Below are 25,995 nucleotides of genomic sequence, written 5' to 3'. Positions count from 1 at the left end.
CACTGGTGCCATGGAGAGGTGGCGCGCCGCACGGCGTCAGGAACGGGCTGGCCGCGTGAGGGGAGCCCGCGACACCGGACCCCGTGCCACGGACCTGGCCGCGGAGGTGCAGGGGGAGCACGGGCCGTGGGTGGTGCTGATGCCGGGCCTCGGCATGGGCGCTGAGGCGTGGGACGAGGTGGCGGCCGACCTGGCCCGCGACCACCGTGTGGTGCGCTACGACCGGCCGGGGCTGGGGCGGGCCCGTGCCGAGCGGGTGGCCGAGCCGCACCTCCACGACGAGGTGGCCCACCTGCGCCGGGTGGTGCACGAGGTGGTGCCCGACCCCGCGCGGGTGTGGCTCGTGGCGCACTCGATGGCGCGCTTCATGGCCGAGGCGTACCTGCGCAGCGACCCGCACCGGGTGGCCGGGCTCGTGGCCGTGGACGGCTCCGTGGAGGAGGACCCACGCCTCCGGTGGCCCGTGGAGGACGACCTGCGCCACGCCCTGGCGGCCGGGCTGGGCTGGCTGCCCCTGGTGGGGCGCCGGGTGCGGTCCGCCCTGCTGGAGGACGCCGGGTACACCCGCATGGCTGCCGAGCTGCTGCGGCTGCGCCGGGTGCTTCCCCTGCCTGCGGTGCCGATGGTGCTGGTGGTGGCCGCCCGCCCGTGGGAGCCCGGCTCGCGGCGGTGGGTGCGGCGGCAGCGCCACCTCGCCCAGCGGCACCGGGTGGAGCTGCGGCGGACCCGCCCCGAGGAGCCGCTGCCCCGCATCCGCACCGTGGTGGTGCCCGACAGCGGCCACCTGGTGATGCGCGACCAGCCCACCCGGTTGGCCGCGATGGTGCGCGCCGCGGTGGCCGCTGGCCCGGTGCCTGGGGAGACCGGCCGGGGCTGAGGTGCCCGTCAGCCGGCGTGGGCGGCGGCGGCCGCCAGCTCCTCCATCTGTGCGCGCACGCGGGTGAAGGCCTCCCGGGTGATGGCCTGCCAGAGCCGCAGGGCCAGGCCGGAGTCCTCCACCTCCAGCTGGCGCAGGACCTCCGGGGAGAGCAGCCAGGTCTGCAGCTCCTCGCGGGCGGTCACCGTGGCCGCGTGCCGGCCGTCGCCCACCAGGCCGAACTCGCCGAAGCTGTGGCCCGGGCCCAGCACCGCCAGCCGCCGCAGCTCCGGGCCGCGCGTGGTGGGGTCGGCCACGTCCTGCTCGTCGCCGGCCGCCCCGGCCGCCCCGGAGGTGGTCTCCACGGTGCCGCTGGTGATGAGGTGGATGCCCACGAAGGGGTCGCCCTCGCGGATCACCACCTCCCCGGCGGCGTAGTGGCGCGACTCCATGCGGGCGTGCAGGGCCTTGGCGTCGGCGGCGTCGAGGGTGGAGACGACGCCCACGTCGCCCACCTCCACCTCCTCGAGGTCCAGGCCGGGTCCACCGTGCCGCTCCAGCAGCAGGTTCTCCACCGCCTCGACGCCGACGCGGCGCCGCGCCACCACCCGCACCGCGTCGCCCGCCAGGCCGCGGTCCGGGTCGTCCACGAGCACCAGCACGCGCCCGGCATCGGCCATGCCACGCGCCACGGCGGCCAGCCCCTCCCGGGCGAACTGCGGCACCACGGTGACGCGCCGGACGTCCAGCAGCACCGCATCGACCTCCTGCAGCGAGCAGAGCTCCCGCATCACCGACTCCGCGGCCCCGAAGGTGAGCGCCCCCTGCACCTCGATGACGCGCCCCCGGTGGCCCACGCGCTCGAGCACGGTGGCGGCCGCCGGCGGGCGGCGCACCCCGCTGGGCACCGCCGTCACCGGGTAGGTCACGCGCACCGCCGAGTGGGGCTCGCGCACGCCGTGCATGAGGTGCAGGTCCAGCTGGGCCGAGAGCGCCTCGCAGGCCAGCACGCCGCGCTCGGAGTTGCCGTGGCGGTCCAGCCGCGGGGAGTACACCGCGAACCCGGCCTGCCCGGGCACCACCACGAGGATGCCGCCGCCCACCCCGGACTTGGCCGGCAGACCCACGCGCACCATCCACTCGCCGGCGTCGTCGTACATGCCGCAGGTGCTCATGACGCCCAGCACGCGCTCCACCACGGCCTCGTCGAGCACGCGCTCGCCGGTCTGCGGGTGCACGCCGCCGGTGGCCAACAACGCCGCCATCATCGAGAGGTCGCGGACGGTCACGAGGATGGAGCAGGCAGCGAAGTAGTCGTCGGCCACGGCCTCGGGGGCCTCGGTGACCAGGTCGAAGCTGCGCATGAGGTGGGCCAGGGCCAGGTTGCGGTCGCCGTCCTCCCGCTCGAAGGCCAGCACCTCCTCGTCCACCTCCAGCGCGCGTCCGGCCATGCGGGAGTAGCCGCGCACCAGGCGGTCGCGGCGCGTGTCGCCCCGGGCCACCGAGCCCTCGTCGTGCGGGTTGGAGGACGAGCCGGCCACCAGCGAGGTGGCGGCGATGGCGCCGGCGTTGATGAGGGCGTTGGACGGCCGCCCGGTGCCCTCCTGCAGGGAGATCTCGTTGAACGCCTCGCCGGAGGGCTCCACGTCGATGACGGCGTCCACCGCCTCGAACCCGGAGTCGGTGAGCGCGATGGCGTAGGTGAACGCCTTGGAGATGGACTGGATGGCGAAGGACCGCTCGTCCTGGCCCACCGAGTAGGTGTGGCCGTCCACGGTGGTCAGGGCCAGGCCGAAGTCGTCGGCGTCCACCCCGCCGACCGCCTGCGCGAACGCAGCCACCTCCCCCTCGGTATGGGGCAGGAAGTGGTCGTGCACGCGGACCAGCAGGTCGGTCAGGGGCGTGTGCGGGGTCGGCTCGGCCATGCCGCGAGTCTCGCAGGTCCACGGTCCCGGACCGCGCCCCACAACACGACTTGGCACGGCACGATCTGGCCACGACCGGCATCGCAGGGGGTTCGCCACCGCCATGACGTCCACCCCCGTGACGTCCACCGGCGGCAGGGCACTCACCGCGTCCCCCGGGTCAGGTGCACGGTCGCCCGACCGGACGCGTCGCGCGTCACGGTGTGCTGCACCCCGGGGTGCTCCACCATGCGGTTGTGCCGGCCGCACAGGGGGATGGCATTGGCCAGGTCCGTCGACCCCCGCGGCGACCTGCCGGTCGGTGGCCCACCCCGCGGCGACCTGTCGCCACCCCGGTCGCCGGGTGACCCGCGTCGGGCTGCCCACGGCTGGTCGTGATGCACCTGACACCAGGCGAACGGGCGATCACACCCCTCGGCGGCGCACTCGTCGTACACCCGGGAGAGCGCCACTCGTTGCGCATCGGAGAAGAAGCGCCGTTGCCGCCCCAGGTCCAGCGGCATGCTCTCGCCACCCAGCACGCTGGGGACGATGCCGGCCTGTGCCGCGATCCGCCGGACCTCCCCTGCCGAGAGGCGGTGGGCGCTGTCGGTCACCCCGGCCCGTTCGGCCTCTCCCCGCAGGGTCTCCAGGTCGGTGTGGACCACGACGGTGGCGGCGACCTTCTGGTGCAGGTGCTCGGTCGGCAGCCGCTCGACGAGCTCGGCCAGGGCCAGGCCCCGCTCGTGCCACAGGTCCAGCTGCTGGTCGCGGGACTCCTCGTCGGTCCGCGACCGCCCCAGCACCGCGGCGGGACGGGTGCGACGAGCCGGCGACGCCATCGCCTGCAGCACCCGTTCCAGGGCCATGGCCTGGAGGGTCGGCAGGACGGCGTGCAGCACGGAGGTGCCGTCGGCGCGGTGCGTGATCGTGGCCCGGGTGGCCTGCCATGCGGCTTCCTCCTGACGGTGCAGCAGGTCGTTCTCGTGCTCGTCCACCTGTCGCCGGGTGCGGCCCACGGCCGCCAGCACCCGCCGCCCCGCTGCCCGGAGCGAGGCCGGGGAGAGGCGATGGGCCGATCGGGTCAGGTCGCGCTCGATCTCCTCGCGTTCCGCTGCCGTGACGTCCTCGGGGAGCTCGCGCAGCGTCGCCAGGATGACGTCCACGTGCTGCCGGCTGATGAGTCCTTCGTCGAACGCCCGCCCCGCAGGCGTTCGCCTCCGTGCGGCCATCCTCTCCGCATCGTCCGGCACCTCCGGGTCACCCGCCGTCCTGCCCGTCGTGGCCAGGCTCTCTCGCCCCACGGGCGCCACGGGGCCGTTGCCGAGCTCGCGGGCCAGGTGGGCGTCCTTGCGGGCAGCCGCCGGGTCCCGCTGCCCGTCCCGGGCGAAGAACTGCCCCTCGTCCAGCAGCGTCGAACCACCGCGCTCGCGACATCCCGCCATGAGGTGCCCCACCCGCAGACGGGCGGACTCCAACCGGTTGACGGCTCGGTTCACCTCCGCCGAGAGGGAGCCCAGCGCTGCGGCGTCCACGCCCGGCGCGGTGGGAGCGAGCGACGACAGGGTCTGCAGCAACTGGTCGGTGGCTCGGTGGGCCTCCGCGAGGGCGGCACGTGCATCGTCCACCGACGGTCGCGCCCGGTCCGCCGCCTGCCGCGCGGCATCCACCCCCGGCCCTGCCGTGGTGTGCGAGATCCCCATGATCACCCCCCGTGACCCTCGTGCGCCCGGCGCGGTAAGCCCGTGCCCTTGACCCAAGGATAGTACAGATGAACGAGCACATGCAACACGTGTACCCATGTCCATCCGGTGCGACCATGTCCGCCATGGATGCCGTGCAGCACGTGGACGCCGTGACCCGTCGGGTGGAGCCCCTGGGCGAGGGCTGGGTGCTCTCCCTCTCTCGCGTGGTGCCCGGGGTGCCGCGCACGGTGTGGCCCCACTGGCAGCAGGCCGTGGCCAGTACCGGTGCGCGTGCCGACGAGCTGCTGGACCCCGAGGGCTGGCGCGGCAGCCTGGAGGTGGACGGGGTGACCTCCTGGGTGGCCGCGGACCTGGCCCGTGACGGCGGGCAGACGGTGCTCACCGTGCAGCACGCCCTGCCCGCCGGGGTGGTGGACGGGCCGCAGCAGGACGTGGCCGCGGCGCTCGTGGCCCGGGGACTGGTGTGGGACCGGCTGCTCTGGGGGCTCGGCCGCGCCGTGGAGGCCGAGCGGGGCGAGCTGGAGGACGTGCCCGCCCGCGAGGACGAGGCGGCCGACGCAGCATCGGAGCTGTGGCGGGTGGCTGCGCGACAGGCGGGCATCCACCCGCGCTGAGGGGCGCGCCCCCATCGGGCCCGGGGAGCCGGTGCTCAGGCCAGGCCCATGTGGCGGGCCTCCTCCCACAGCTCCTCGCGCACGCTGGGGTGCGCCGCGTTCTCGATGATGCCGGCCGCCTGCTCCCGCTCCGAGAGACCCCACAGCCGCGCCACGCCCTGCTCGGTGACGACGGCCGTCTGCTGGAAGCTGGTCACCGGCTCGTCGAGCAGCGGCACCACCGTGGACACGTCTGCCCGCGGGTGCCACGAGCGCAGCCCGATGAAGCTCTGCCCGCCCGCCGAGTGCAGCGCGCCCACGATGAAGTCGGTCTGCCCGCCGAAGCCCGAGTGGATGTGCGCGTCGATGCGCGAGGCGTTGGCCTGGCCGAAGAGGTCCACCTCCAGGGCGGCGTTGATGGAGGTCATGGCCCGCTGCTGCGCGATGCGCCCCGGGTCGTTGGTCTTCTCCGTGCGGAGCATGCGCACCTGCGGGTTGCCGTCCACCCAGTCGTAGAGCTCGGTGGACCCGAAGCAGAAGGACGACGTGATGGGCGCCTCCGGGTCCAGGGCGCCCTGTCGGTGCAGCTCGAGCACGCCGTCGCTGAACATCTCGGTCCAGATGCGCAGGTCGCGGCGGCCGGTGAGATTGGCCAGCACGGAGTCAGGCACCGCACCGATGCCCATCTGCAGCGTGGCGCCGTCGCCGATGAGGGCCGCCACGCGCTCGCCGATGACGCGCCCCGCCTCGTCCGTGGCCGGTGCGCCGTCGTGGGCGGCCAGCGGGGCGTCCACCTCCAGGGCCAGGTCCACGTGCTCCACCGGCACCTGCGCGTCGCCGTAGGCGTACGGCATCCGCGGGTTGACCACGGCCACCACCAGCCCGCCGCGGGCCCGGCACGCCTCGATGGCCGCGGGCATGATGTTGGTCTCCAGCCCCAGGCTCAGCTGGCCGTCGCGGGGCGGGGCGCAGTGGGCCAGCACCACGTCCGGCGGCAGGGTGCTGCTGAACAGCAGGGGCACCATCGAGAGGCGGCTGGGCACGTAGCGCAGGCGGGGGTGGCGGCGCTGACCGGGGCCCACGAAGGAGGTCTCGACGGTGACGCCCTCACGGTCCGGCAGGCCGGGCGGGCCGTTGAGCACGTTGAGCACGTACTGCGCGCAGGCCCGGTCGGCCACGGCCACGGCCTCCCACGGCACGCACATGTTGCCGCTGGCCACGATGCGGGGGGTGCCCGGCAGGGCGGACAGTCGGGACTCCAGGGCCTCGGCGCTCACGGTCTGCATGGGGAGATGGTGCCCGATGGGGCGGTGTCCGGCCACGGGCGGTCGCGGCCGGGGGGGTACCACGGCCTCCGCAGGCCAGTCCGGCGACACCGCCGCCACCACCTGCGTGAGCCGCCCGTGGGGATCCGGTGCCACGCAGCGCGACTGGCCCGGCATCGACTCCGGCTCCTAACTCGACGGCGCCCGCGCCACCCGGCACACCTGCACCGACCGCGTCGTGTTCGACCTGGGTCGAGTGAAGCGCGAGGACGTCTCCTACGACGTGCGCTATGTGGGCGCCGTGCACAACGACTTCAGCGGCAAGAAGGTGCCGTTGGACGGCGGCGCCTTCCTCGAGCTGCACCTCGGCTCGCCGGCCTACGTGTGGAAGGACGGCCGGGTCGTGCCCACCTGGGCACCGGCCAACCCGATGCGCGCCGTGAACGTCTCCGGATTCCGCACGCTGCGCCAGGTGGCCCTGGTGTCGTCGTGGGAGGGCCCCTCGTCGCGTCACCGCGCGGTGCGCTCGTTGGTGGACTCCCCGGCCCGGTCGCCGAGGGTGGTCAGGGCGTCGACCACTCGTCGGGCCCGGCCGCGCAGTCCCTGGCGGGCCACCCGTCCCTCGACGGTGGTGCCGGGGCCCAGCGGGTCGACCGCCTCGGCGCCGGGCAGCACCCGGTTGACCAACCCCATGAGGCGGGTGGTGAAGGAGGGGGCCAGCCCGTGCACGCGCGAGCCCACCTGGGTCACCGGGGTGAGCATGACGTGCGTGTGACCCTCCAGCACGCCGTGCACCATCCTCTCGGCGGCGCGCTCGGCGTCCATGGACAGCAGGGGCAGCGAGGCCGAGGGGCCGAACCAGGCGAACTCCCGGGCCGCGTCACCGGTGAACAGGGCGGCGTCGTGCGAGCCGGTGCGCATGAGGCCCGGCACGATGGTGGTGGCCGTGACGCCGGTGCCGGCCAGCTCGGCCGTGAGGCCTTCGCTGAAGCCGACGGCGCCGAACTTGGCCGTGGAGTAGGGCAGCAGGTGCGGGGGCGCCACCTTGCCGCCGACGCTGGTGACGGTGCCGATGCGGCCGCGTCCCCGCTGCCGCATGTGCGGGAGCACCTGCATCGTCACGTTCACCGGACCCATGAGCATGGTGCCGACGGCCTGGTCGAAGTGTTCCAGGGTCATCGCCTGCGCGGGCCCCACCTGGATGATGCCGGCCACCGTGAGCAGCACCTCGATGGGGCCGAGGTCACGCTCCACACCCTCGACGAGCGCGGTCACGGCATGGCGGTCGGAGACGTCGCAGGGGGCGATGTCGACGGTGGCCTCGGGGTGCTCGGCGAGCAGCTGGGCGCGGGCGGCCTCCAAGGACTCCTGGCTGCGCGAGGAGAGCACCACGCGGTGGCCGTGCTGGATGAGCTGCTCGGCACAGAGCAGGCCCAGCCCGCGCGATGCCCCCACCACCAGGGCCAGTGGTTCGCCGCCACGGGGTGCCGGGCGGGCGGTGCCTGCGGACGGGGACGTGGCCGGGCGGGCGGACGGGGAGGGGAGGGTGGACGGTGTGCTCGACACGGTGGAGTCCATGCCTCCACGGTAGGGGCGCGGCGCTCACCGCGCGCGCTGGACGGATCACGTCTAGCGTGGAGCCGACCGAGCAGGACCCCCATCCGGCCCCGGCCGGGCAAGGAGCAGGACCATGCGCGCACTGACCTGGCAGGGCCCCCAGGACGTCCGGGTGGAGACCGTCCCGGACCCCGTCATCCAGCAGCCCACCGACGCGATCGTCCGTGTCACCTCGACCGCCATCTGCGGCTCCGACCTGCACCTGTACTCGGTGCTCGGGGCGTTCCTGCACCCCGGGGACGTGCTGGGCCACGAGTTCATGGGCGTCGTGGAGGAGGTCGGGCCCGAGGCCGCGGCGTCCGGGCTGTCCGTCGGCGACCGCGTGGTGGTGCCGTTCAACATCTCGTGCGGCCACTGCTGGATGTGCTCCCGTGGGCTGTTCGCCCAGTGCGAGACCACGCAGAACCGCGACCAGAGCAAGGGGGCCTCGCTGTTCGGGTACACCGATCTCTACGGCGCGGTGCCCGGCGGCCAGGCCGAGTACGTGCGCGTGCCGCAGGCCCAGTTCGGACCGGTGACGCTGCCCGAGCACGGCGCCGACGAGCGCTACCTGTACCTCTCGGACATCCTGCCCACCGCGTGGCAGGGCGTGCAGTGGGCCCAGGTCCCCGAGGGCGGCACGCTGGCCGTCTTCGGACTGGGTCCGGTGGGGCAGTTGGCCGTCCGGACCGCGCTGCGGCTGGGGAGGGTCGGCCGCGTCATCGGGGTGGACCTGGTGCCCGAGCGCCTGGCAGCCGCCCGCGCCTGGGGCGCTGAGGTGGTGGACCTGAACCAGGTGGACGGGAAGGGCCGCAAACCGGAGGAGGTCGGCCGCGCCATCGCGGAGCTCACCGACGGGCGGGGTGCCGACGGCGCCCTGGACGCGGTGGGCATGGAGGCCCACGGCAACCCGGTGGCCGAGCGCGTCATCACCGTCGCCGGCCGGCTGCCCGGGGTCATCGGCAAGCCGGCCATCGAGAACGCGGGCATCGACCGCCTCGCGGCGCTGCACGGCTGCATCGAGTCGGTGCGGCGCGGTGGCACGGTCTCGATCTCGGGCGTCTACGGGGGCATGGTGGACCCGATGCCGATGATGACCATGTTCGACAAGGGCATCGCGATGCGGATGGGCCAGTGCCACGTCAAGCAGTGGACCCCCGAGCTGTTCGACGTCGTGACGCAGGACGAGGACGTGCTGGGCCTGGAGGACCTTGCCACCCACCGGGTGGGCCTGGAGGACGCCCCGCGCATGTACGAGGTCTTCCAGAAGAAGCAGGACAACTGCCTCAAGGTGGTCATGACCCCCTGACGCGCGTCCCGTGGGCCGAGTGCCCCACCCCTGCAGGGCACTCGCCGGCAATCACCGCCAGCGGGTGCCCTGCAGCAGTCCGATGAGGTGGTCCAACACGTCCTCGCCGGCGCCCAGCCCGTTGTGCTCGTGCGCGCTGGTCTCGTACACCCGGGCGTCCTGGAGCAGCGCGGCCGTCTCCAGCGAGAAGTCGCGCGGCACGTAGGCGTCGTTGCTGTAGACCGCCGCGGCCACGGGCACGTCAGCCCGGCGCAGCGCCTCGGCCGGGTAGAGCTCCGCCCACTCGACCTCGGCCAGCAGGTCGGTCGCCTCCGCGAACGGTGCCAGCAGGCTGTCCTCGGTGAACAGCGACCGGTGCAGGTGCTCCCCGCCCAGCAGCGTCGGGTCCGCCGCCACCGCACCGGGGATCGTGCGGTCGGCCGCCCAGCGGGTGGCGACGCCGTCCGCCATCGAGGACTCGTGCAGGACCGAGTACAAGGGGTTGCGACCGCCGAACGGCAGCATCCCCTCGAGGTCGGCCGCGAAGGCCGATGACGTGTGGTCGCGCTCCAGCAGGTGGTGCAGCCGCTCGGAGCCCCAGGACATGCCCAGCCCGTGGCCGACGGTTCGGAAGCGCTCGGGGGAGACGACGTCGCCGTTCGGCAGGACGATCTCGCCGTCGGCCGCGCGCTCGGTGAGCTCGGCGATGCGGGCGCGGTCGCCGGGGAAGCGGCGGTGGTGCTCCTCGGACTTCCCGATCATCAGCTCCCAGGTGGCGCCGTAGACCTCCTCGATGGTGTGGTCCACCGGCGGCAGACCGCCGGTGATGAGCGCACCGGCCAGGGACTCGGGGTGGGTGGCGAGGTAGTGCAGGGAGGTGAAGCCGCCGAAGGACTGCCCGAGGACGGTCCACTGCTCGGCCCCCAGGGCTTCGCGCACCAGCTCGCAGTCCGCGACGATCGAGTCCGCCCGGAAGTGCTGCAGGTAGGCGGCCTGCTGGGCGGGCGTGGTACCGGCCAGGACGCCGGTCAGCCCGGGCGCGGTGCGGCGCGGCCCCAGGGTGCTCCCCACGGGGGTGGACAGGCCCGTTCCCCGCTGGTCCAGCATCACCACCTGGTAGTCCTGCAGGGCACGCCGCAGCCACGACGGGCTCGAGAGGGTGAGGGAGGGACGTGGGGCCTCGCCGCCCGGGCCGCCCTGCAGGAAGACCAGATACGGCTTGTCCGCCCCGTCGGTGCCGGTGACCACGCGGGCGAAGAGCTCGAGCGTGTCTGCGGGCAGGGCCACGTCCGCCGGGGCGTCCGGGCCGGTCGCCGGAGGCCGGGACAGGCCGTGGTCGACGGGCGCCTCGAGGCGCAGGGTGCGGATGGTCAGGCCGGGCTGGTACTCGGTGGTCTGCTGCATGCGCCGAGCCTAGGGCCCGTGACACCATCACCCGATGCGTCTGTGGAGTGTGCACCCCGCCCAGCTGGACCGTGCCGCCCTGGTGGCCGGCTGGCGGGAGGGTCTGCTGGCGCAGAAGGTGCTGCGGGGGCTGACGAAGGGCTATACGCAGCATCCCCAGCTGGAGCGCTTCCGGGCGCTGGACGACCCGGTGCTCGGCATCGCGACCTGGCTGCACGGCCTCGCCGATGCCGCCGACGCCCGCGGCTACCGGTTCGACCGCACCCGGGTGGTCTGCGATGCTGACCCGCACCTGCGCCTGCCGCTCACCGACGGGCAGCTCGCCTTCGAGTGGGAGCACCTGGGGGCCAAGTGCCGCCAGCGCTCACCCGAGTGGTGGGCGCAGGTGGGGAGCGACGAGCCCCGACCCCACCGCATGTTCGTGGTGGAGCCGGGGCCCGTGGCGCCGTGGGAGCGTGGTGCCTCGTGAGGGCTCACTCCGTCTCGGAGGCCTGCAGGCTCTCCTTCGGCGCGTCACCGGCGCGATCGCTGGCCTGCGCGTCGGCGTCGTCGTGGTCGTCGATCCACTCCTGCGGGTCCTTGTCCTGCGGGGTGATGCCGCGTGCAGCCTTGAGCGCCTCGTAGCGCAGGAACTCCACGGCGATGTCGTGGCGCAGCTGTAGCGATGCCTGCTGGCGGAAGTCCAGCAGGTCCTGGCGCTCCTCCTCGCCCATGTGGGTGGAGTTGGCCACGTTGGCGTCCACCACGGCCTTCCACCACGCCTCGGAGCCCACCTCCTCGGCGTCCGCGCGGCGCACGGCCTCGCGGATGGAGTTGTGGTCCTCCAGCGCGTCCTCGATCTCGTGCTCGGCGTCCGGGGCGTCCGCGCCGCCGGTGCCCAGGGTGAGCAGGTGCGGGTAGAAGTACTTCTCCTCGGCCTCGGCGTGGGTCTCCAGCAGGATGGCCAGGCGCTTCCACACGGCGCCCAGGCCCTCGGTGTCGGTGCGGTCCCACTCCTCGAGGTAGGAGAAGAGGGTGCGCTGCTCGTCGTGCTGGCGCTGGATGATCTGGCAGATGTCCATGGGGCCTCCCGGGTGGTGGTGGGTTCCCCGGCAGCCTAGAGGCGACCGCGCCCCGCCGCCTGTGGGAGGCGGCCGGGGCGCGGGGACGCGGGACGGGTCAGGCGCGCTGGCCCGCGCGCTCCTGGTGGCGCACCGTGAGCACGCCCAGCCCGGAGAGCACCACCAGTGCGACGGCGCCGGCCACCAGCGCGGGGCGGGTGTCGGGCGAGAGGGCCATGGCCACCAGCACGACGGCGAAGAAGGCCAGTGCCAGCAGGGAGGGCAGGGGCCACCCGGGCATCGCGAACTCGCCGCGCTCCAGCCGGCCGCGGGCCACCTGGCGGCGCATCACGAAGTGCGCCACGAGGATCGTCCCCCACACGAAGATGGTGGTGAAGCTGGCCAGCGACGCCAGCAGCATGAAGATCACGCCGGGCCAGATGACGTTGGCCACCAGCCCCAGTACCAGGCCCGCACCCACCACGGTGATGGCGCCGGTGGGCACGCCCTGGGCGCCCACGTGGCGCAGTGCGGCCGGGGCGCGACCGTGGTCGGCCAGGCCGTAGAGGGTGCGGGCGGTGGCGAAGACGATGGCGTTGAGCGCGGAGAACGCCGCGATGATGACCACGGCGTTGAGCACGTGGCCGGCGGCGGGCAGGCCCACGGCATCGAGCACCTGGACGAAGGGGGACTGCTCCCCGTCGATGCTGTTCCACGGGGCCAGCGCCAGCATGATGCCCACGGACCCCACGTAGAAGATGAGGATGCGCCAGGGCACCGTGTTGATGGCCTTGGGGATGGCCGTGCGGGGGTCCCGTGCCTCGGCCGCGGTGAGGCCCACGGTCTCCACGCCGCCGAAGGCGAACACCACGATGGTCAGGGACATGACGATGCCGCTGATGCCGTGCGGGGCGAAGCCCCCGTGCTCCCACAGGTGGGAGATGCTCGGCTGGCTGCCGGGCAGGCCGGACCCGGAGGCGAGCAGGCCCAGGCCGAGCAGGATCATGGCCACGATGGCGCCCACCTTGAGCAGGGTGAGCCAGAACTCGGCCTCGCCGAAGTACCGCACGGCGGCGACGTTGAGCAGCAGCACCAGGGCGATGACGCCGGCGATCCACACCCAGCCGGGCACCGCGGGCCACCAGCGGCCCAGGTAGATGCGCAGGGCGGTGGCGTCGGCGATGCCCACCAGGAGCATCTCCAGGGCGAAGATCCAGCCGAGCACGAAGCCCGGGACACGGCCCAGGTAGCGCTCGGTGAAGTCCACGAAGCTCGTGGCGTCCGGCTGGCGCACGACCATCTCGCCCAGGGCGCGCATGACCACGTAGATGGCCGCGCCGGCCAGGGCGTAGGCCACGAGCACGGCGGGGCCGGCCACCTGGATGGCGCCGGCGGAACCGAGGAAGAGCCCGGTGCCGATGGCGGTGCCGAGCGCGATGAACATGACGTGCCGCGTGCTGAGGCCGCGGTCGAGGGCGCGGGGCGCTGCGGCGTCCTCCGCGGGGGCGGGGGGCAGGGGGGTGGCCACGGGGGTCCTCTCGGGGATGGGTGAGTGCGCAGAACCGTAGGGCATGTGGGGGCGGTCCGTGGGGTCGGGCGCGGGCCGGCGCGATGGTCGGAGGGGCTCGCGCGGCGTGATGAGTAACACAGGGTTTGGAGAAAGAACACGCCTCGTGATCCCATGGTGGGGCGGTCGTGCGACCGCACCGTCCCGACCCCTCATCGATCCCTTGGGAGTTCTCCGTGGTCCTCACCGGCCTCCTCGTCGGCGCCCTGCTCGGTCTCGTCATGCAACGCGGCCGCTTCTGCGTCACCGGCGCCTTCCGCGACGTGTGGCTCAGCGGCTCAACGCGCTGGCTCACCGCCTTCGGCCTGGTCATCGCCCTGCACGCCGTGGGCTACCTCGCGCTCACCGCCACCGGCGTGGTCGCGCCCGAGGTGGACCCGCTGCCGCTGGGTGCCGCCGCGGTGGGTGGCCTGGTGTTCGGCGCCGGCATCATCGCCGCCGGAGGGTGCGCCACCGGCACCTACTACCGGGCCGGCGAGGGCCTGGTGGGCAGCTGGTTCGCCCTCATCTTCTTCGCCCTCTCGGCCGCGGTCATGAAGTACGGCCCGCTGGCCGGCGGCTGCACCGTGGGCCACGGCATGGTGGCCACCGCCCAGCTCAGCTGGGGGGGTGGGGCGCCACCGGCTCGATGCTGCTGGGCGCCGACGTGGGCACGCGCCTGTTCGTGACCGCCCGTCAGGGCCGTACCGCCAGGGCCGACGCGGCGGACCAGCCCGCCACCGAGCGCCCCGCTCCGGCCCTCACCCCGGTGGACGAGCGCCCCGCTCCGGCCCTCACCCCGGTGGACGAGCGCCCCGCTCCGGCCCTCACCCCGGTGGACGAGCGCCCCGCCCCGGTGCTCACCCCCGTCGGCTGAGACGTCCCGCTGGGGCGGGTGCGGTGACGCGCTCGCCCCAGCACTCCCCTCGACACCGACACCGACCCCCGACTCCCCCAGGAGGACCCCGTGACCACCTACGCCCTCGACACCGCCGGGGACGTCTGCCCCTTCCCGCTCGTGGACGCACGCCGCGCCATGGAGCAGCTGCAGGTGGGCGACCAGCTGCGCATCGACTTCGACTGCACGCAGGCCACCGAGAGCCTGCCCCAGTGGGCCGCCGAGGACGGCCACGAGGTGACGGCCTTCGACCGCACGGGTGACGCCGCGTGGACGATCACCGTCCGCAAGGGGAGGTGAGCCGCCGCTGGGGCCTACGCTCGGGGACATGACTCCCAGCAGCCCCAGCGGTCCCCCTGCCGGCGAGCAGTCCCGCCCGCAGCTCAACCCGTCCTCCCAGCCGGCCGTCGTTCCGGGTGCGTACGGCCCGTACCCGGGCGGTCCCGGCCAGGAGGAGCACCCCGACGGCGTGCCCGTGTTCGTGACGGGTCTGCTGAGCCTCATCGCGTTCCCGCCCATCGGGTTCCTGGCCTGGGTGATGGGCAACCGGGCCCGCCGTGACATCCGCTCGCAGCCGGGGCGCTATCGCAACGAGGGCCTCGTGACAGCCGGCTGGGTGATGGGCATCATCGGCGGACTCATCACCCTGTTCCTCGGTGCGCTGTTCGTGCTGATGTTCGGCCTGGGCATCGGCGTCCCGATCCTGATCGGCCTCAGCGAGGCCTGAGCCCCGCCCCCACGGCGCGGAGGGGCGCCCACCACCACGGTGGGCGCCCCTCGCGCGTGTTCCGGGGACGACGGGACGCGGCTCAGCCGACCAGCCCCACCTCGGTGGCGAGGAAGAACACGGTGAAGCCGGCGAGGAAGACCAGGCCCACCCACGAGAGGGCGCGCAGCCACGCGGGCAGGTGCTCCTCGCGGCGCACCAGGCTGAAGTTGAGCCACGCGAACACCGGCGCGGTGACGAAGGCCACCATCATCGAGAAGCGCAGCAGCTCGCCCATCTGGGCGCTGAACCACAGGATGACGGCCAGCGACGCCACCGCGATGAGGGTGCTCCACAGGATGACCGCGGTGCGCCCGGCGTTGCCCCCGCCGCGGCGCAGGTGGTGCAGGGACTCGGCGCACGCGCGGCCGTACCCGTCCACCACGGTGATGGTGGTGCCGTACATGACCACGAACGCGAGCAGCGCCATGAGCGGGCGGCTCCACTCGCCCATGGTGGCGGTGTACATGCTGATGAGTTGCGGGATGTACGCGCCGCCGGCCATCTTGATCTCCACCCCGGTGCCGAACTGCACCAGGGCGCCCATGGCCAGGAAGAAGACCGCCAGCACGGTGGTGACCACGTAGCCCACGTTGAAGTCCCACAGCACGTCGCGCGCCGTGGACGGGGTGCGGCGCTGCTTCTCGGCCACCCACAGCGACTGCAGGGCCGAGATCTCGATGGGGGCCGGCATCCAGCCCACGAGTGCCACGAGGAAGGGCACCGAGGCCAGCGTCCACGGGCTCGCGGCCACCGCGTCGGCGGCGCCCTGCGGGCCCTTGGCGGCGGCCACCACCACGGTGAGCACCGTGACCGTGGTGAGGATGACGACGATCACCTTGGTGAGGCCGTCCAGGGCGGGGAAGCGGCCGGCCAGCAGGATCACCCAGACCGACAGCATCATGAGACCGGCCACCCACGGCACGCTCAGGGACCACGAGGCGGGCAGGGCGAACTTCAGGATGACCGCGCACAGGATGCCCACGCCGGCGGCGGCGATGACGGCCGAGACCACGCAGAGCAGGAAGAACACCCAAAGGTAGCCGCGGCCCTTGCGGGCGTAGCCCTCCACGAGGTTGTGGCCGGTCTCCACCGTGTACTGGGCGCCGAAGCGGAAGAAGGGGTACTTGAGCACGTTGGCGGCCACGACCAGGCCCACCAGCTGCCACTGGAACAGGGCGCCGGCCTGGGTGGAGCTCACCAGGTGGGAACCGCCGATGGCGGCCGAGGCCATGAGCAGGCCGGGGCCCAGGGCGGCGACGCGGGAGCGCCAGGTGCTGGGGGCGCCGGGTGGCGCGGACGTGCGGGAGTCGGGCAGTGCGGTCGACATGGCAGCACCCTGCCGCCGGACGCAGACGGGGCCCCACCGCGACGTCGCGGTGGGGCCCCATCGTTGCCAATCCGTGACCTGGCCACGGGGCGTGCGTGTCAGGCGTGGGCGGGCACGGCGTCGATGGCCTCCTCGCCCATGTCCTCCAGCTCCTTGCCGTTGGTCTCCTGCACGTAGCGCCACACGAACAGCAGCGAGAGCAGGGCGAACGCGGCGTACAGGCCGTAGGCCAGGGTGAGCGACACCTCGGCCAGGCGCGGGAAGCTCATGGTGATGGCGAAGTTGGCCAGCCACTGCGCGGCAGCGGCCACGCCGAGGGCCAGGGAGCGGATCTTGTTGGGGAACATCTCGCCCAGCAGCACCCACACCACCGGGCCCCAGGTGATGCCGAAGGCCACGATGAACAGGTTGGCCGCCACCAGGGCGATGACGCCCCACGGCTCGGGCAGGGAGACGGTGTGCGTCTCACCCGAGCCGCTCACCACGGCCTGGGAGAACGCCACCGCCATCGTGGCCAGGGAGAGGAACATGCCCGCCGAACCGGCCAGCAGCAGCGGGCGGCGGCCCACCCGGTCCACCAGCAGGATGGCCACGATGGTCACCACGATGTTGGTGACCGAGGTGCCCACGTTGATGAGCAGGGCCTGCGACTCCTCGAAGCCGACGGCCTGCCACAGGGTGGAACCGAAGTAGAAGATGACGTTGATGCCGACGAACTGCTGGAAGACGCTCAGCAGGATGCCCACCCAGACGATGGGCTTGAGGCCGGCCGCGGCGCCCTTGAGGTCGGACAGCGACTGGCGCTCCTCGAGGTTGAGGGTGCGCTGGATGTCGGCCACCTTCTCCTCCACCTCGGCCTCGGGGGTGCCGATGACGTCGATGAGCAGGCGGCGGGCCTTCTCCACCTGGCCCTTGCCCACCATGTAGCGGGGGGACTCGGGGATGCTCAGGGCGAGCACGCCGTAGACCACGGCCGGCACCACGCCGGAGAGGAACATCCAGCGCCAGGCCTCGAGGCCGAACCACAGGTCCTGCGCGGCGCCGCCGGCCAGCTCGGCCAGCCAGGCGTCCACCAGCAGGGCGGCGAACAGGCCGATGACGATGGCCAGCTGCTGCAGCGAGCCGAGCTTGCCGCGGATGCGGGCCGGGGAGATCTCGGCGATGTACGCCGGGGCCAGCACGGAGGCCATGCCGATGCCGGCACCGCCGACGAAGCGCCAGGCCATGAGGTCCCACTCCGAGACGGTGAGGAAGCAGCCCAGCGAGGAGGCGGTGAACAGCACGGCGGCCACGACCATGGCGCGGGTGCGGCCGATGCGGTCGGAGACGGTGCCGGCGAACCAGGCACCCACCATCGCGCCGAGGAGGGCGATGGCCACGGTGAAGCCGATGAGGGAGGACGACAGGCCGAAGCGGTGCTGGATGGCGTTGACGCCACCGTTGATGACGGCGGAGTCGAAGCCGAACAGGAAGCCGCCGAGCGCGGCGACGAGGGCGAGCATGACCACCTGCGAGCCGGACTCGGCGGCGGTGCCGGGCAGGCGGCTGGCCGGCGAGGCGCCGGAGGTGGAGGGGTGGAGCGGTTCAGTGGGCATCGGAGAAGTGTGCGGCCCCCGGGGGTCTGCGCGCCAATCCCGCTCGACCGCGCGGGGGCTCAACGGCCTCCCTCAGCCGGTGGATTCGGCGGTGAGCTCCAGGAAGGCGCCCAGGGTGAGCAGGTCGTGCGGCGAGGCCGGCGCGATGTCGGTGAGCGCCGCCGAGCGCACCACGTACGCGGCCACCTGTCCGCGGGAGACGGCCACGTTGAGGCGGTGCACGTCGAACAGGAAGGCCATGCCGCGCGAGACCCGGTCGCGGGCCGATGCGGTCATGGAGAGCACCACCACCGGGGCCTCCTGGCCCTGGAAGGCGTCCACGGTGCCCACGGCCACCTCGCCCAGACCGGCCCGCTCCAGGGTGGTGCGCAGCAGGGCGACCTGCGCGTTGTACGGCGCCACCACCAGCACGTCGGCCTCGGTGAGGGGGCGCTGCTGCTCGCCGGCCGGCAGGTTCTCGTCGGTGAGCGTGCGGCCCAGCAGGTCCTGCACGACCCGCAGCACCTCGTCGGCCTCCTCGGGGCTGGCCACGGCGTTGTCCTGGTGGTCCACCACGCGCACGTGCAGGCCGGGGGTCACCCCCTCGATGCGGCGGCCGGCGGTCACCTGCTCGTGGGAGCGCAGCCGGCCGTCGTAGGCCAGGGCGGAGACGCGGCGGGTGAGCTCGGGGTGCATGCGCCAGGTGGTGTCCAGGAAGTAGCCGAACCGCTCGGGCAGCACGTGCTCGGAGCCGATGAGCCAGCCGAGCGCGGAGTCGTCGAGCGGCTCGGGGTGGATGCCCTGGGAGACCTGCGGCAGCTGCTGCGGGTCGCCGAGCAGCAGGAGGTTGCGGGCGGCCCGGCTGGCGGCCAGCAGCGGCGCCAGGGAGAACTGGCCGGCCTCGTCCACCACCAGCAGGTCCAGTCCCTCGGCATCCAGGGCGGGGTTGGCGAAGGTCCACGCCGTGCCGCCCACCACGAACCCGTGGCCGGCGGCGGTCTGCTCCTCCACCCACGCCGCGGGCTGCCCGGAGCCCTTGATACGGGTGAACGCGGCCTGCGCGTTCTCCGGCCGGGCCTGCTTGCCCACGCGCACGTCGGGCACCCCGGCGCGCACGCAGGCGGCCAGGAAGTTCTCCACCGCGGCGTGCGACTGCGCCACCACGCCCACGCGCCACCCGCGGGCCACCAGGGCGGCCACCACGCGGGAGCCCAGGTAGGTCTTGCCGGTGCCGGGCGGGCCCTGCACGGCCAGGTAGCTGTTCTGCAGCATCTGCACCGCGGCGGTCACGGCGTCGACGGGCGTCTCGATGCCGGGGTCGCCCACCTGCGGCAGCAGGGTGCGCCGGGCATCGGGCCCGGGGGTCGTGTCGCTGCCGGTGTCGCCACCGGGGCCGTCCTCGCCGGTCGGGGCCTCCCCGTCGATCCGCGGTGCGCGGCGGGCCAGCACGTCGAGCCCGGCGGTGGCCGGCAGCGGCTCGGTGCTGCTGGCGTCGCGGTGGGCCAGCACGCCGGCGGCCAGCTCCAGCAGGGCGGCGTCCAGGTGGGTGGTGCTCGGCGGGGCGGTGGGGCCGAAGCCCACGGGCACTGCATCGGTGGGCGGCACCTCGGGGCGGTCCGCCCTGGGGCGCGGACAGGGCACGGTCACGGTGCACACCTGCAGGCCGGTGGCGGCGTCGGTGCGGGAGTCGGTCACCTCGGCCGAGGAGGGCCACGCCACGTGGGGGTACCCGCCCTCGGGCACCAGGCCCTGCGGGTGCGGGGCGCCGAACACGGCCACGAGTCCCGTGCCGGGCGGCACCGGTCGGCCGCCGGTGTCCACGCGCACCTCCAGGGTGCGCCGCGGGTTGCTGCGCGGGGTGGGGCGCTCCCACTCGTCGGTCCAGGTGGCGCGGTCCACGGTGGCCACGCCGGAGGTCAACGGCCACTCGGCCACGGGCAGGGCCAGGCGCTCGAAGTGCCCCCACCAGTGCGGCTTGTGCTCGCGGCGGTAGTACTGCGGGGCGGCGCCCACCATGGCCAGCGCCTGCTCGGCACCGGTGCGCTCGCCGGCCGGCGGCAGGCCCAGGGCGCGGAAGCGCTCCTCGGCCTCCTGCGCGGCTGCCCACCGGTCCGATGCGGTGGCCTCCGGCGTCTCGGGCAGCGCCGGTTCGGGCACTGTGGGCCCGGGTTCCTCGGCGTCGCCGTCCGGACCGCCACCGTCCCCCTGGGCGTGAACTCCGCACCGGTGCTGAACTCGACTGTCGAGTTCAGCACCGGTGCGGTTCTCGGTGCCGGTGCACTCCGGGCAGGCGCCCTCCGCCCCACTCGCGTCCGCCACGGCATCGCGCTGGGCGAGCAGCCAGTCACGCAGCCGCCAGGTGGACTCGCAGTCCAGCTCGTTGTACGCCCGGATGCGCTCCAGCATCCCGGCCGCGCGCTCGGCCTCCCCGGCGTCGCGGGCGGTGCAGTACCGTTGGTACTCCACGATCGAGTCGGCCCCACCGGTCACGCCGTCGGCCCCGCGGGCGGGCATGTACAGCGGCTCCAGCTTCTTGATGGAGTAGCTCGCCTGGCTCACCCGCACACCTGCGCGCACGGTGGCGTAGAGGTCCACGAACACGTGCTGGCGCAGCAGGTCGTCCAGCTGCTCGGCCCCGATGCCGTGCACCGCCGTGAGCCGCTTGAGGGCGGTCACCTCGTAGGCGGCGTAGTGGTAGACGTGCAGGTCCGGGTAACGGCGGCGCCGAGCGGCCAGCCAGTCCAGGAAGTCCGCCAGCGCCCGGCCCTCCTCGGCGCGGTCGTGCGCCCACCACGCGCGGTACCGGGCGCCGTGCTCGTCGGGCGGCCCGTAGGCGGCGGGGTCGTCACCACCGACGACGTCAGCCCCCTCGGGCACGTCCAGCACCTCCACGCCGAAGAGGTACTCCAGCCCGCTCGGCGCCCCCGGCGCGGGCCGCCACAGCGGGTCGCCCTCGAAGTCGAAGAACACGTCCCCCGGGCTCGGCGCGGGCAGGGCGGCCAACGCCTCGGCCGAGATCACCTCGCTGAGCACCACCTCCGGTGCCGCGGGGTCGGCCTCCCGTGCGGCGGCGGTGGCCTCGCGGGCCCGTACCTGCAGGGCGGCCTGGTCGCGCAGCGCCTCGAAGTCGGCCTGCCGGATGCCGCGCGGGCCCCGCTCGGCGGTGGCCAGCTGCGCCATCGTGGTGATGCCGTGGGCGTGCAGGGCCTTGCGTCGCGGCATCGACATGCGGGCCACGCCGAGCAGGTCGTCGCCCGCCGCGGCGCGGGGCGCGCACACGTCGCAGCGCCCGCAGGCGGCCACCCCCTCGGCGCCCCAGACCACCGACGCGCCACCCTCCCGGTGCGCGGTCACCAACCGGGAGAGCCGCGCCCACCGGTCACGCACCACCGCGGCGGTGGGGCCCAGCGGGTGGGCGTCCACGGCGCCGGTGCCCAGCACCAGCTCCACCTCGGGCGCCACGGGCACTCCCTGCCGCGTGAGGGCCTCGGCGTAGGCGGCCACCTGCAGCATCGAGGCCACGGTGGAGTGCGCGGCCAGCTTGGTGTCGCCCACGCGCCAGCCCTCGGGGGTGCGCACCACGAAGTCGGCCATGCCGCTCAGGGGCAGCAGGGGTGTGCCGTCGGCGGTGGTGCCCTCCAGCAGCACGGGGGCCTGGTGCACCACCTGCACGTCGGGGCGGCGGCACTGCTGCACCGTCCAGGCCATGCCGTCGGCCAGCGCGTTCCACGTGAAACCGCGCGGGCGCTCGCCGGTCACCACACCGGCACCGAACCGCTCGCGCAACCGCTCCAGCTCGCGCGTCTCGTGGGCCGTGCCCAGCTCCGCCAGGCGGTCGGCCATCGGGTCGTCGGCCACCTCGCGCGGGGCGCGGCCCAGCGTGACGTCCACGCGGTGCAGCAGCGCGAACTCGCACTCGCTGGCCAGGCGGAGGTCCTGGGCGCTGGTGGCCAGCGTCCCGTCATCGAGGAGGAACATGGCGCCACCCTAGGGGTGGGCACCGACACCCACGAGGGGTCGATGCGGTGGGCGCAGGTCTCCGCCGAGGGTTGCAGAGGGACGGGTCCGGTTGCCCCTATGGTGAAGACGTGCCCGCGGGAGCGGGCATCGTGCCGGGGAGGCACGTCTTCCCCGGGGCGTCCACACATCACGTACGTGCGTGCGTGACAACGAAAGGGATCCCATGACCATCACCAAGATCGCCGGTGGCTCCCTGGCCGCCGCCGTGGCCGTGGCCGGCCTGACCTTCGCCGGTGGCACCGCCGCCCAGGCCGCTCCGGGGGCTCAGGACAACCTGCCGACCTGCACCAAGTTCACGGGGAGCGGCTCGCACAAGATCACCGACGTCGACGGCAACGGCAAGGCCAGCGCCGGTGACAAGATCACCCTGACCGTCGTGCTGAAGAACGGCACCAAGTCGAACGTCCCCTTCCACGCCTTCAGCGCCCCGTACACGGACGCCAACGGCGGTGCCGCCTACTACTCCCTCACCACCAAGCAGGACACCCTCAAGGCCGGCGGCACCGTCACCCTGACCGGCACCCACACCATCAAGGAGGGTGACTTCGGCAAGACCAACCCGGTGACCCTGGTCGGCCCGGAGTTCGTCTACCACGAGAACAACGTGCCGTCCTGCAACGTGAAGCTGGCGAACGTGACCTTCCAGGGCGACGACCTGGGTGGCGACAAGCCGGCCCCCAAGCCGGAGCCGAAGCCCGAGCCCAAGCCGAAGCCGGAGCCCAAGCCCGAGCCGAAGCCGGAGCCCGGCCCCCCGGTGGACACCGGCTACATGGGTGAGGACAACACCGCCACCGCCGGCCTGGCCGGTGCGGGTCTGCTGCTGGCCGGTGCCGCCACCGTCGGCGCCACCCGCCTGCGTCGCAACAACTGACGCACGCACCCACGGCCGAGGGCCGGCTCCCCACCCGGGGAGCCGGCCCTCTCGCCGTACCTGTGGCCTGCCTCAGCCCTTCAGGCGCGGCAGGCGCGGGCGCCAGCGGCTCAGCGGCGAGTCGTCACCGGTGTGCCGCACGCCCTGGGCGCCCGGGTCGGTGGGACGGGCGCTCGGCGTCTCGATGGAGTCCACCACCTCCACCTCCGGGTACTCCGGGGTCCACATGAGGTTGGCGATGGTCTCGCGCGGGTTGTCCAGCTCCAGGGTGGCCACCCCCTCCTCGACGGCGGCGGCGGCCACGCGCTCGGCCACGGCCGCGGACACCGAGCGCAGCTCCCGCATCGAGGGCAGCACGGCCGCGCCCTGCGTGCCCACGGTGGTCATGTCGGCCACGGCCTGGGCGGCGGCGGTGATCATGCCGTCGGTCAGGCGGGTGGCGCGCACGGCCACGGTGCCCAGCCCCATGCCGGGGAACACCAGCGCGTTGTTGGCCTGGGCGATGGTGTAGGTCACCCCGTCGCGGACCACGGGCTTGAACGGCGACCCGGTGGCGATGAGCGCGCCGCCGTCGGTCCACTCCAGCAGGTCCTCCGGCACGGCCTCGGCCTTGGCGGTGGGGTTGCTCAGCGGCAGGATGATGGGCCGCTCGGTGACCGAGGTCATCTCGCGGACGATCTCCTCGGTGAACGCCCCGGCCTGCGCGGAGGTGCCGATGAGCAGGGTCGGCTTGGCCTGTCGCACGGTCTCGGCCAGCGAGTAGTTGCCGTCCTCGTCGGCCTGCCAGTCGGCCAGCTCGTCGGTGGGGCGGGCGTAGCGCTCCTGGAAGGGGCGCATCCTGCCGCCGGTGTGGATGAGGCCGCGGCTGCCCAGGCCCCAGAAGCGGCGGGTGGCCTCGTCGGCGTCCAGACCCTCGCTGATCATGATGTCGCGCATCAGGTCGGCGATGCCGATGCCGGCGGTGCCTGCGCCGTGGATGACCACGCGCTGGTCGGAGAGCTGCTCGCCCTTGGCCTTGCACGCCGCCAGGGCGGAGGCCACCACGACGGCAGCGGTGCCCTGGATGTCGTCGTTGAACGAGCACACCTGGTCGCGGTAGGTCTCCAGGATGCTGTGGGCGTTGGAGGCGCCGAAGTCCTCCCAGTGCAGCAGGGCCTTGGGGAAGCGCTCCTGCACGGCCTCCACGAAGTCGCCGATGAAGGCCTCGTACTCCTCGCCGCGCACGCGGTCACGGCGCAGGCCCAGGTAGTTGGGGTCGTGCAGCAGGGCCGGGTTGTCGGTGCCCACGTCGAGCACCACCGGGAGCACCCGCATCGGGTGGATGCCGGCCGCAGTGGTGTACACGGCGGACTTGCCGATGGCGATGCGGATGCCGCCCACGCCCTGGTCGCCGATGCCGAGGATGCCCTCGGAGTCGGTGACCACCACGATGTCCACGTCGTCCGGGCCGTTGCCGTAGGCGGCCAGCGCGGAGGCGATGCCCTCGGCGCCGCCGTGGTCCTCGATGGACAGGTAGATGCCGCGCTGACGGTCGAAGGTGGAGGAGAACTGCTGGATGGCCTCACCCACGGTGGGGGTGTAGATGATCGGCATCATCTCGTCGAGGTGCTCGGCCACCAGGCGGTGGAAGAGGATCTCGTTGAGGTCCTGCAGCGAGTTCAGGTACACGTACTTGGCCAGGTTGGTGGGCTGCATCTGGAACTGGCCGTAGCAGCGGCGCACCTGGTCGTCGATGGTGTTGACCGCCGGCGGGATGAGGCCGCGCAGACCCAGCGCGTCGCGGTCCTCGAGGCTGAAGGCGGACCCGCGGTTGAGCATGGGGCGCGCCAGGACCTGGCGGCCGCGGACGGCGATCTGGACGGTCTCGTGGCCGTCTTCGTTGCGGAACTGGTACTGGCGAGGCATGGAGCCAACGTAGTGCCCTGCGCGCCGCGCGTCGCGGGCGGTGCGCGGTGTACCGGGTGAGGGGGGGACACCTCCGGAAGTCCGACGCCGGGCAGCACTACGCTCGGTCACATGAAGACGCCGAGTCTGTCCCCCCAGTCCGCCGAGATCGTCGCCGCCACCGCCGGGGTGGTGGCCGAGCACGCCGTGGAGATCACCCGGAGCTTCTACCCCAACATGTTCGCGGCCCACCCCGAGCTGCTGCGGGTCTTCAACAAGGCCAACCAGGCCATCGGGGAGCAGCCCGTGGCCCTGGCCAGCTCCGTGGTGGCCTACGCGGTGCACCTCATCGACCCCGACGCGCCGGACTTCACCCCCGTCATGGAGCGCATCGCCCACAAGCACGTCTCGCTGGGTATCAAGGCCACCGAGTACACGATCGTGGGCCACTACCTGCTCGAGGCCGTGGGCCAGGTGCTCGGCGACGCCGTCACCCCCGAGGTGGCCGCCGCCTGGGACGAGGTCTACTGGCTGTTCGGCACCCAGCTCATCGCCGCCGAGGCCCGCCTCTACGCCCTGGCCGGCGTGGACCCCGAGGAGCCGTGGCGCAAGTACGAGGTGACCGAGCGCACCGAGGAGACCGACGAGGTGTTCTCGCTGACCATCAAGCCCGTGGAGGGCGAGCTGCCCGCGCACACCACCGGCCAGTACGTGGCCGTGGCCGTGGACCTGCCCAATGGTGAGCGTCAGCCCCGCCAGTACACGATCTCCGGCGCGCCCGAGGGGGCCTTCCGCCTGAGCATCCGCCGCGTCAAGGGCGTGGACGGCCACCCCGACGGCCAGGTCTCCACGTGGCTGCACGAGAACGCCCACCCCGGCACCGTGCTCGACGTCTCCACCCCATCCGGCGACGTGGTGCTCGAGGAGTCCGACGCCCCGCTGGTGCTGGCCAGCGCCGGCATCGGCATCACCCCCATGGCCGCGATCGTGGAGGACCTGGCCGAGCGCCAGCCGCAGCGCCCGGTGACCCTGCTGCACGCCGACCGCACCGCATCGGCCCACCCGCTGGTGGAGACGATGCAGGCCTCCAGCTCCCGCCTGGCCCACGTGGCCGAGCACGTCTGGTACGAGGAGATGGACGCCGCCGGCGAGGCCCGCGGCGCCCGGGTGGGCCGCATGGACCTCACCGATGTGGAGGTGCCCACCAACGCGAAGGTGTTCATGTGCGGCCCGCTGCCGTTCATGCGCGCCGTGCGCCGCACCCTCATGGACAAGGGCGTGGACCCCCGCAACATCTCCTACGAGGTGTTCGGCCCGGACCTGTGGGCCCAGGACCCGGACAACGACGCCGCCGAGCAGAAGGTGCAGCTGAACGCCGCCATGGCCTGACACCACCGTGCTCCACCGGGGCCTCCTCCGCGCCGTCCGGGGGAGGCCCCAACGTTTGGTCAAGA

21 protein-coding genes and 1 pseudogene are annotated in these 25,995 nt (G+C 73.5%); 11 read left to right on the top strand and 11 right to left on the bottom strand.

Features of this window, described 5'->3' with window-relative positions; genetic code table 11:
* Positions 1 to 10 precede the first annotated feature (10 nt).
* A complete protein-coding gene (locus tag CYJ76_RS02330; RefSeq protein WP_101849145.1) occupies positions 11 to 877 on the top strand; it encodes an alpha/beta fold hydrolase in 867 nt (288 codons plus the stop codon).
* An 8-nt stretch (positions 878 to 885) separates the two neighbouring features.
* Here the strand turns inward: CYJ76_RS02330 and glsA are convergent, their stop codons facing one another.
* Together glsA and CYJ76_RS02320 are read right to left on the bottom strand one after the other, a co-directional pair.
* The gene (glsA, locus tag CYJ76_RS02325; protein WP_070705938.1) at positions 886 to 2,781 is read right to left on the bottom strand and encodes a glutaminase A; all 1,896 of its coding nucleotides are present in this window, start codon (positions 2,779 to 2,781) and stop codon (positions 886 to 888) included.
* Positions 2,782 to 2,924: 143 nt separating this feature from the next.
* Positions 2,925 to 4,463, bottom strand: coding sequence for a DUF222 domain-containing protein (locus CYJ76_RS02320; RefSeq protein WP_180802180.1), 1,539 nt, complete (start codon positions 4,461 to 4,463; stop codon positions 2,925 to 2,927).
* Positions 4,464 to 4,588: 125 nt separating this feature from the next.
* Here CYJ76_RS02320 and CYJ76_RS02315 point away from each other — a divergent pair, with 125 nt between their 5' ends.
* On the top strand, positions 4,589 to 5,080 hold the full coding sequence (locus CYJ76_RS02315; protein ID WP_141762130.1) for a hypothetical protein: 492 nt from the start codon (positions 4,589 to 4,591) through the stop codon (positions 5,078 to 5,080).
* Between the two features lie 35 nt (positions 5,081 to 5,115).
* On the opposite strand, the gene CYJ76_RS02310 is transcribed toward CYJ76_RS02315, so the two are convergent.
* Positions 5,116 to 6,345, bottom strand: a complete 1,230-nt coding sequence (locus CYJ76_RS02310) for an acetyl-CoA hydrolase/transferase family protein (protein ID WP_101849142.1) — start codon at positions 6,343 to 6,345, stop codon at positions 5,116 to 5,118.
* Between the two features lie 190 nt (positions 6,346 to 6,535).
* On the opposite strand from CYJ76_RS02310, the pseudogene CYJ76_RS13280 reads away from it, so the two are divergent.
* A pseudogene (locus CYJ76_RS13280) lies at positions 6,536 to 6,820 on the top strand (AMIN-like domain-containing (lipo)protein); the annotation flags it as partial.
* A 14-nt stretch (positions 6,821 to 6,834) separates the two neighbouring features.
* Here CYJ76_RS13280 and CYJ76_RS02305 read toward each other — a convergent pair.
* A complete protein-coding gene (locus tag CYJ76_RS02305) occupies positions 6,835 to 7,902 on the bottom strand; it encodes an SDR family NAD(P)-dependent oxidoreductase (RefSeq protein WP_083323718.1) in 1,068 nt (355 codons plus the stop codon).
* Between the two features lie 112 nt (positions 7,903 to 8,014).
* Between CYJ76_RS02305 and CYJ76_RS02300 the strand changes: the two genes are divergently transcribed.
* Positions 8,015 to 9,229: a zinc-dependent alcohol dehydrogenase gene (locus tag CYJ76_RS02300; protein WP_101849141.1), complete on the top strand. Its 1,215-nt coding sequence runs from the start codon at positions 8,015 to 8,017 to the stop codon at positions 9,227 to 9,229.
* Positions 9,230 to 9,280: 51 nt separating this feature from the next.
* On the opposite strand, the gene CYJ76_RS02295 is transcribed toward CYJ76_RS02300, so the two are convergent.
* Entirely contained in the window at positions 9,281 to 10,612 is a 1,332-nt protein-coding gene (locus tag CYJ76_RS02295) for an alpha/beta fold hydrolase (RefSeq protein WP_070705947.1), read from the bottom strand.
* Positions 10,613 to 10,646: 34 nt separating this feature from the next.
* Here CYJ76_RS02295 and CYJ76_RS02290 point away from each other — a divergent pair, with 34 nt between their 5' ends.
* Entirely contained in the window at positions 10,647 to 11,081 is a 435-nt protein-coding gene (locus CYJ76_RS02290; protein WP_101849140.1) for a pyrimidine dimer DNA glycosylase/endonuclease V, read from the top strand.
* Between the two features lie 4 nt (positions 11,082 to 11,085).
* Here the strand turns inward: CYJ76_RS02290 and CYJ76_RS02285 are convergent, their stop codons facing one another.
* Together CYJ76_RS02285 and CYJ76_RS02280 are read right to left on the bottom strand one after the other, a co-directional pair.
* Positions 11,086 to 11,673: a hemerythrin domain-containing protein gene (locus CYJ76_RS02285; RefSeq protein ID WP_101849139.1), complete on the bottom strand. Its 588-nt coding sequence runs from the start codon at positions 11,671 to 11,673 to the stop codon at positions 11,086 to 11,088.
* Positions 11,674 to 11,770: 97 nt separating this feature from the next.
* Positions 11,771 to 13,180, bottom strand: a complete 1,410-nt coding sequence (locus CYJ76_RS02280; protein WP_238138118.1) for an amino acid permease — start codon at positions 13,178 to 13,180, stop codon at positions 11,771 to 11,773.
* Positions 13,181 to 13,395: 215 nt separating this feature from the next.
* Between CYJ76_RS02280 and CYJ76_RS02275 the strand changes: the two genes are divergently transcribed.
* The 4 genes from CYJ76_RS02275 to CYJ76_RS02260 all read left to right on the top strand — a co-directional run bounded on the left by CYJ76_RS02275 (position 13,396) and on the right by CYJ76_RS02260 (position 14,823).
* Complete coding sequence (locus CYJ76_RS02275; protein WP_101849137.1) at positions 13,396 to 13,887, top strand: YeeE/YedE thiosulfate transporter family protein; 492 nt, start codon at positions 13,396 to 13,398, stop codon at positions 13,885 to 13,887.
* A complete protein-coding gene (locus tag CYJ76_RS02270; RefSeq protein ID WP_238138117.1) occupies positions 13,884 to 14,075 on the top strand; it encodes a hypothetical protein in 192 nt (63 codons plus the stop codon). Before CYJ76_RS02275 ends, CYJ76_RS02270 begins: the two co-directional genes overlap by 4 nt.
* A gap of 90 nt (positions 14,076 to 14,165) precedes the next feature.
* Positions 14,166 to 14,396 (top strand): sulfurtransferase TusA family protein, encoded by a 231-nt coding sequence (locus CYJ76_RS02265; RefSeq protein WP_070705150.1) that lies wholly within the window; start codon positions 14,166 to 14,168, stop codon positions 14,394 to 14,396.
* Between the two features lie 28 nt (positions 14,397 to 14,424).
* The gene (locus CYJ76_RS02260) at positions 14,425 to 14,823 is read left to right on the top strand and encodes a hypothetical protein (RefSeq protein ID WP_101849135.1); all 399 of its coding nucleotides are present in this window, start codon (positions 14,425 to 14,427) and stop codon (positions 14,821 to 14,823) included.
* A gap of 82 nt (positions 14,824 to 14,905) precedes the next feature.
* Here CYJ76_RS02260 and CYJ76_RS02255 read toward each other — a convergent pair whose 3' ends face one another.
* The 3 genes from CYJ76_RS02255 to CYJ76_RS02245 all read right to left on the bottom strand — a co-directional run bounded on the left by CYJ76_RS02255 (position 14,906) and on the right by CYJ76_RS02245 (position 21,744).
* Positions 14,906 to 16,192 carry an NRAMP family divalent metal transporter gene (locus CYJ76_RS02255; RefSeq protein WP_101849134.1) on the bottom strand — a complete coding sequence of 429 codons (1,287 nt, stop codon included), beginning with the start codon at positions 16,190 to 16,192 and terminating at the stop codon, positions 14,906 to 14,908.
* Positions 16,193 to 16,290: 98 nt separating this feature from the next.
* Positions 16,291 to 17,787, bottom strand: a complete 1,497-nt coding sequence (locus CYJ76_RS02250; RefSeq protein WP_101849133.1) for a sugar porter family MFS transporter — start codon at positions 17,785 to 17,787, stop codon at positions 16,291 to 16,293.
* Between the two features lie 72 nt (positions 17,788 to 17,859).
* Positions 17,860 to 21,744, bottom strand: a complete 3,885-nt coding sequence (locus tag CYJ76_RS02245; RefSeq protein WP_101849132.1) for a TM0106 family RecB-like putative nuclease — start codon at positions 21,742 to 21,744, stop codon at positions 17,860 to 17,862.
* A 205-nt stretch (positions 21,745 to 21,949) separates the two neighbouring features.
* Here CYJ76_RS02245 and CYJ76_RS02240 point away from each other — a divergent pair, with 205 nt between their 5' ends.
* Complete coding sequence (locus tag CYJ76_RS02240; RefSeq protein WP_070703618.1) at positions 21,950 to 22,657, top strand: hypothetical protein; 708 nt, start codon at positions 21,950 to 21,952, stop codon at positions 22,655 to 22,657.
* A gap of 72 nt (positions 22,658 to 22,729) precedes the next feature.
* On the opposite strand, the gene CYJ76_RS02235 is transcribed toward CYJ76_RS02240, so the two are convergent.
* Entirely contained in the window at positions 22,730 to 24,562 is a 1,833-nt protein-coding gene (locus CYJ76_RS02235; RefSeq protein WP_101849131.1) for an NAD-dependent malic enzyme, read from the bottom strand.
* Positions 24,563 to 24,673: 111 nt separating this feature from the next.
* Between CYJ76_RS02235 and CYJ76_RS02230 the strand changes: the two genes are divergently transcribed.
* Complete coding sequence (locus CYJ76_RS02230) at positions 24,674 to 25,930, top strand: globin domain-containing protein (protein ID WP_101849130.1); 1,257 nt, start codon at positions 24,674 to 24,676, stop codon at positions 25,928 to 25,930.
* Positions 25,931 to 25,995: the final 65 nt, after the last annotated feature.

This window comes from Kytococcus schroeteri (assembly GCF_002847825.1).
In the GTDB taxonomy this organism is placed as follows: Bacteria; Actinomycetota; Actinomycetes; order Actinomycetales; family Dermatophilaceae; genus Kytococcus; species Kytococcus schroeteri.
This window is presented reverse-complemented; position numbering and strand designations above follow the sequence as displayed.

Coding starts and splice junctions, on each gene's coding strand:
- CYJ76_RS02330 (WP_101849145.1), top strand. CDS start 11: ATGGAGAGGTGGCGCGCCGCACGGCGTCAGGAACGGGCTGGCCGCGTG.
- glsA (WP_070705938.1), bottom strand. CDS start 2,781: ATGGCCGAGCCGACCCCGCACACGCCCCTGACCGACCTGCTGGTCCGC.
- CYJ76_RS02320 (WP_180802180.1), bottom strand. CDS start 4,463: ATGGGGATCTCGCACACCACGGCAGGGCCGGGGGTGGATGCCGCGCGG.
- CYJ76_RS02315 (WP_141762130.1), top strand. CDS start 4,589: ATGGATGCCGTGCAGCACGTGGACGCCGTGACCCGTCGGGTGGAGCCC.
- CYJ76_RS02310 (WP_101849142.1), bottom strand. CDS start 6,345: ATGCAGACCGTGAGCGCCGAGGCCCTGGAGTCCCGACTGTCCGCCCTG.
- CYJ76_RS02305 (WP_083323718.1), bottom strand. CDS start 7,902: ATGGACTCCACCGTGTCGAGCACACCGTCCACCCTCCCCTCCCCGTCC.
- CYJ76_RS02300 (WP_101849141.1), top strand. CDS start 8,015: ATGCGCGCACTGACCTGGCAGGGCCCCCAGGACGTCCGGGTGGAGACC.
- CYJ76_RS02295 (WP_070705947.1), bottom strand. CDS start 10,612: ATGCAGCAGACCACCGAGTACCAGCCCGGCCTGACCATCCGCACCCTG.
- CYJ76_RS02290 (WP_101849140.1), top strand. CDS start 10,647: ATGCGTCTGTGGAGTGTGCACCCCGCCCAGCTGGACCGTGCCGCCCTG.
- CYJ76_RS02285 (WP_101849139.1), bottom strand. CDS start 11,673: ATGGACATCTGCCAGATCATCCAGCGCCAGCACGACGAGCAGCGCACC.
- CYJ76_RS02260 (WP_101849135.1), top strand. CDS start 14,425: ATGACTCCCAGCAGCCCCAGCGGTCCCCCTGCCGGCGAGCAGTCCCGC.
- CYJ76_RS02255 (WP_101849134.1), bottom strand. CDS start 16,192: ATGTCGACCGCACTGCCCGACTCCCGCACGTCCGCGCCACCCGGCGCC.
- CYJ76_RS02250 (WP_101849133.1), bottom strand. CDS start 17,787: ATGCCCACTGAACCGCTCCACCCCTCCACCTCCGGCGCCTCGCCGGCC.
- CYJ76_RS02245 (WP_101849132.1), bottom strand. CDS start 21,744: ATGTTCCTCCTCGATGACGGGACGCTGGCCACCAGCGCCCAGGACCTC.
- CYJ76_RS02240 (WP_070703618.1), top strand. CDS start 21,950: ATGACCATCACCAAGATCGCCGGTGGCTCCCTGGCCGCCGCCGTGGCC.
- CYJ76_RS02235 (WP_101849131.1), bottom strand. CDS start 24,562: ATGCCTCGCCAGTACCAGTTCCGCAACGAAGACGGCCACGAGACCGTC.
- CYJ76_RS02230 (WP_101849130.1), top strand. CDS start 24,674: ATGAAGACGCCGAGTCTGTCCCCCCAGTCCGCCGAGATCGTCGCCGCC.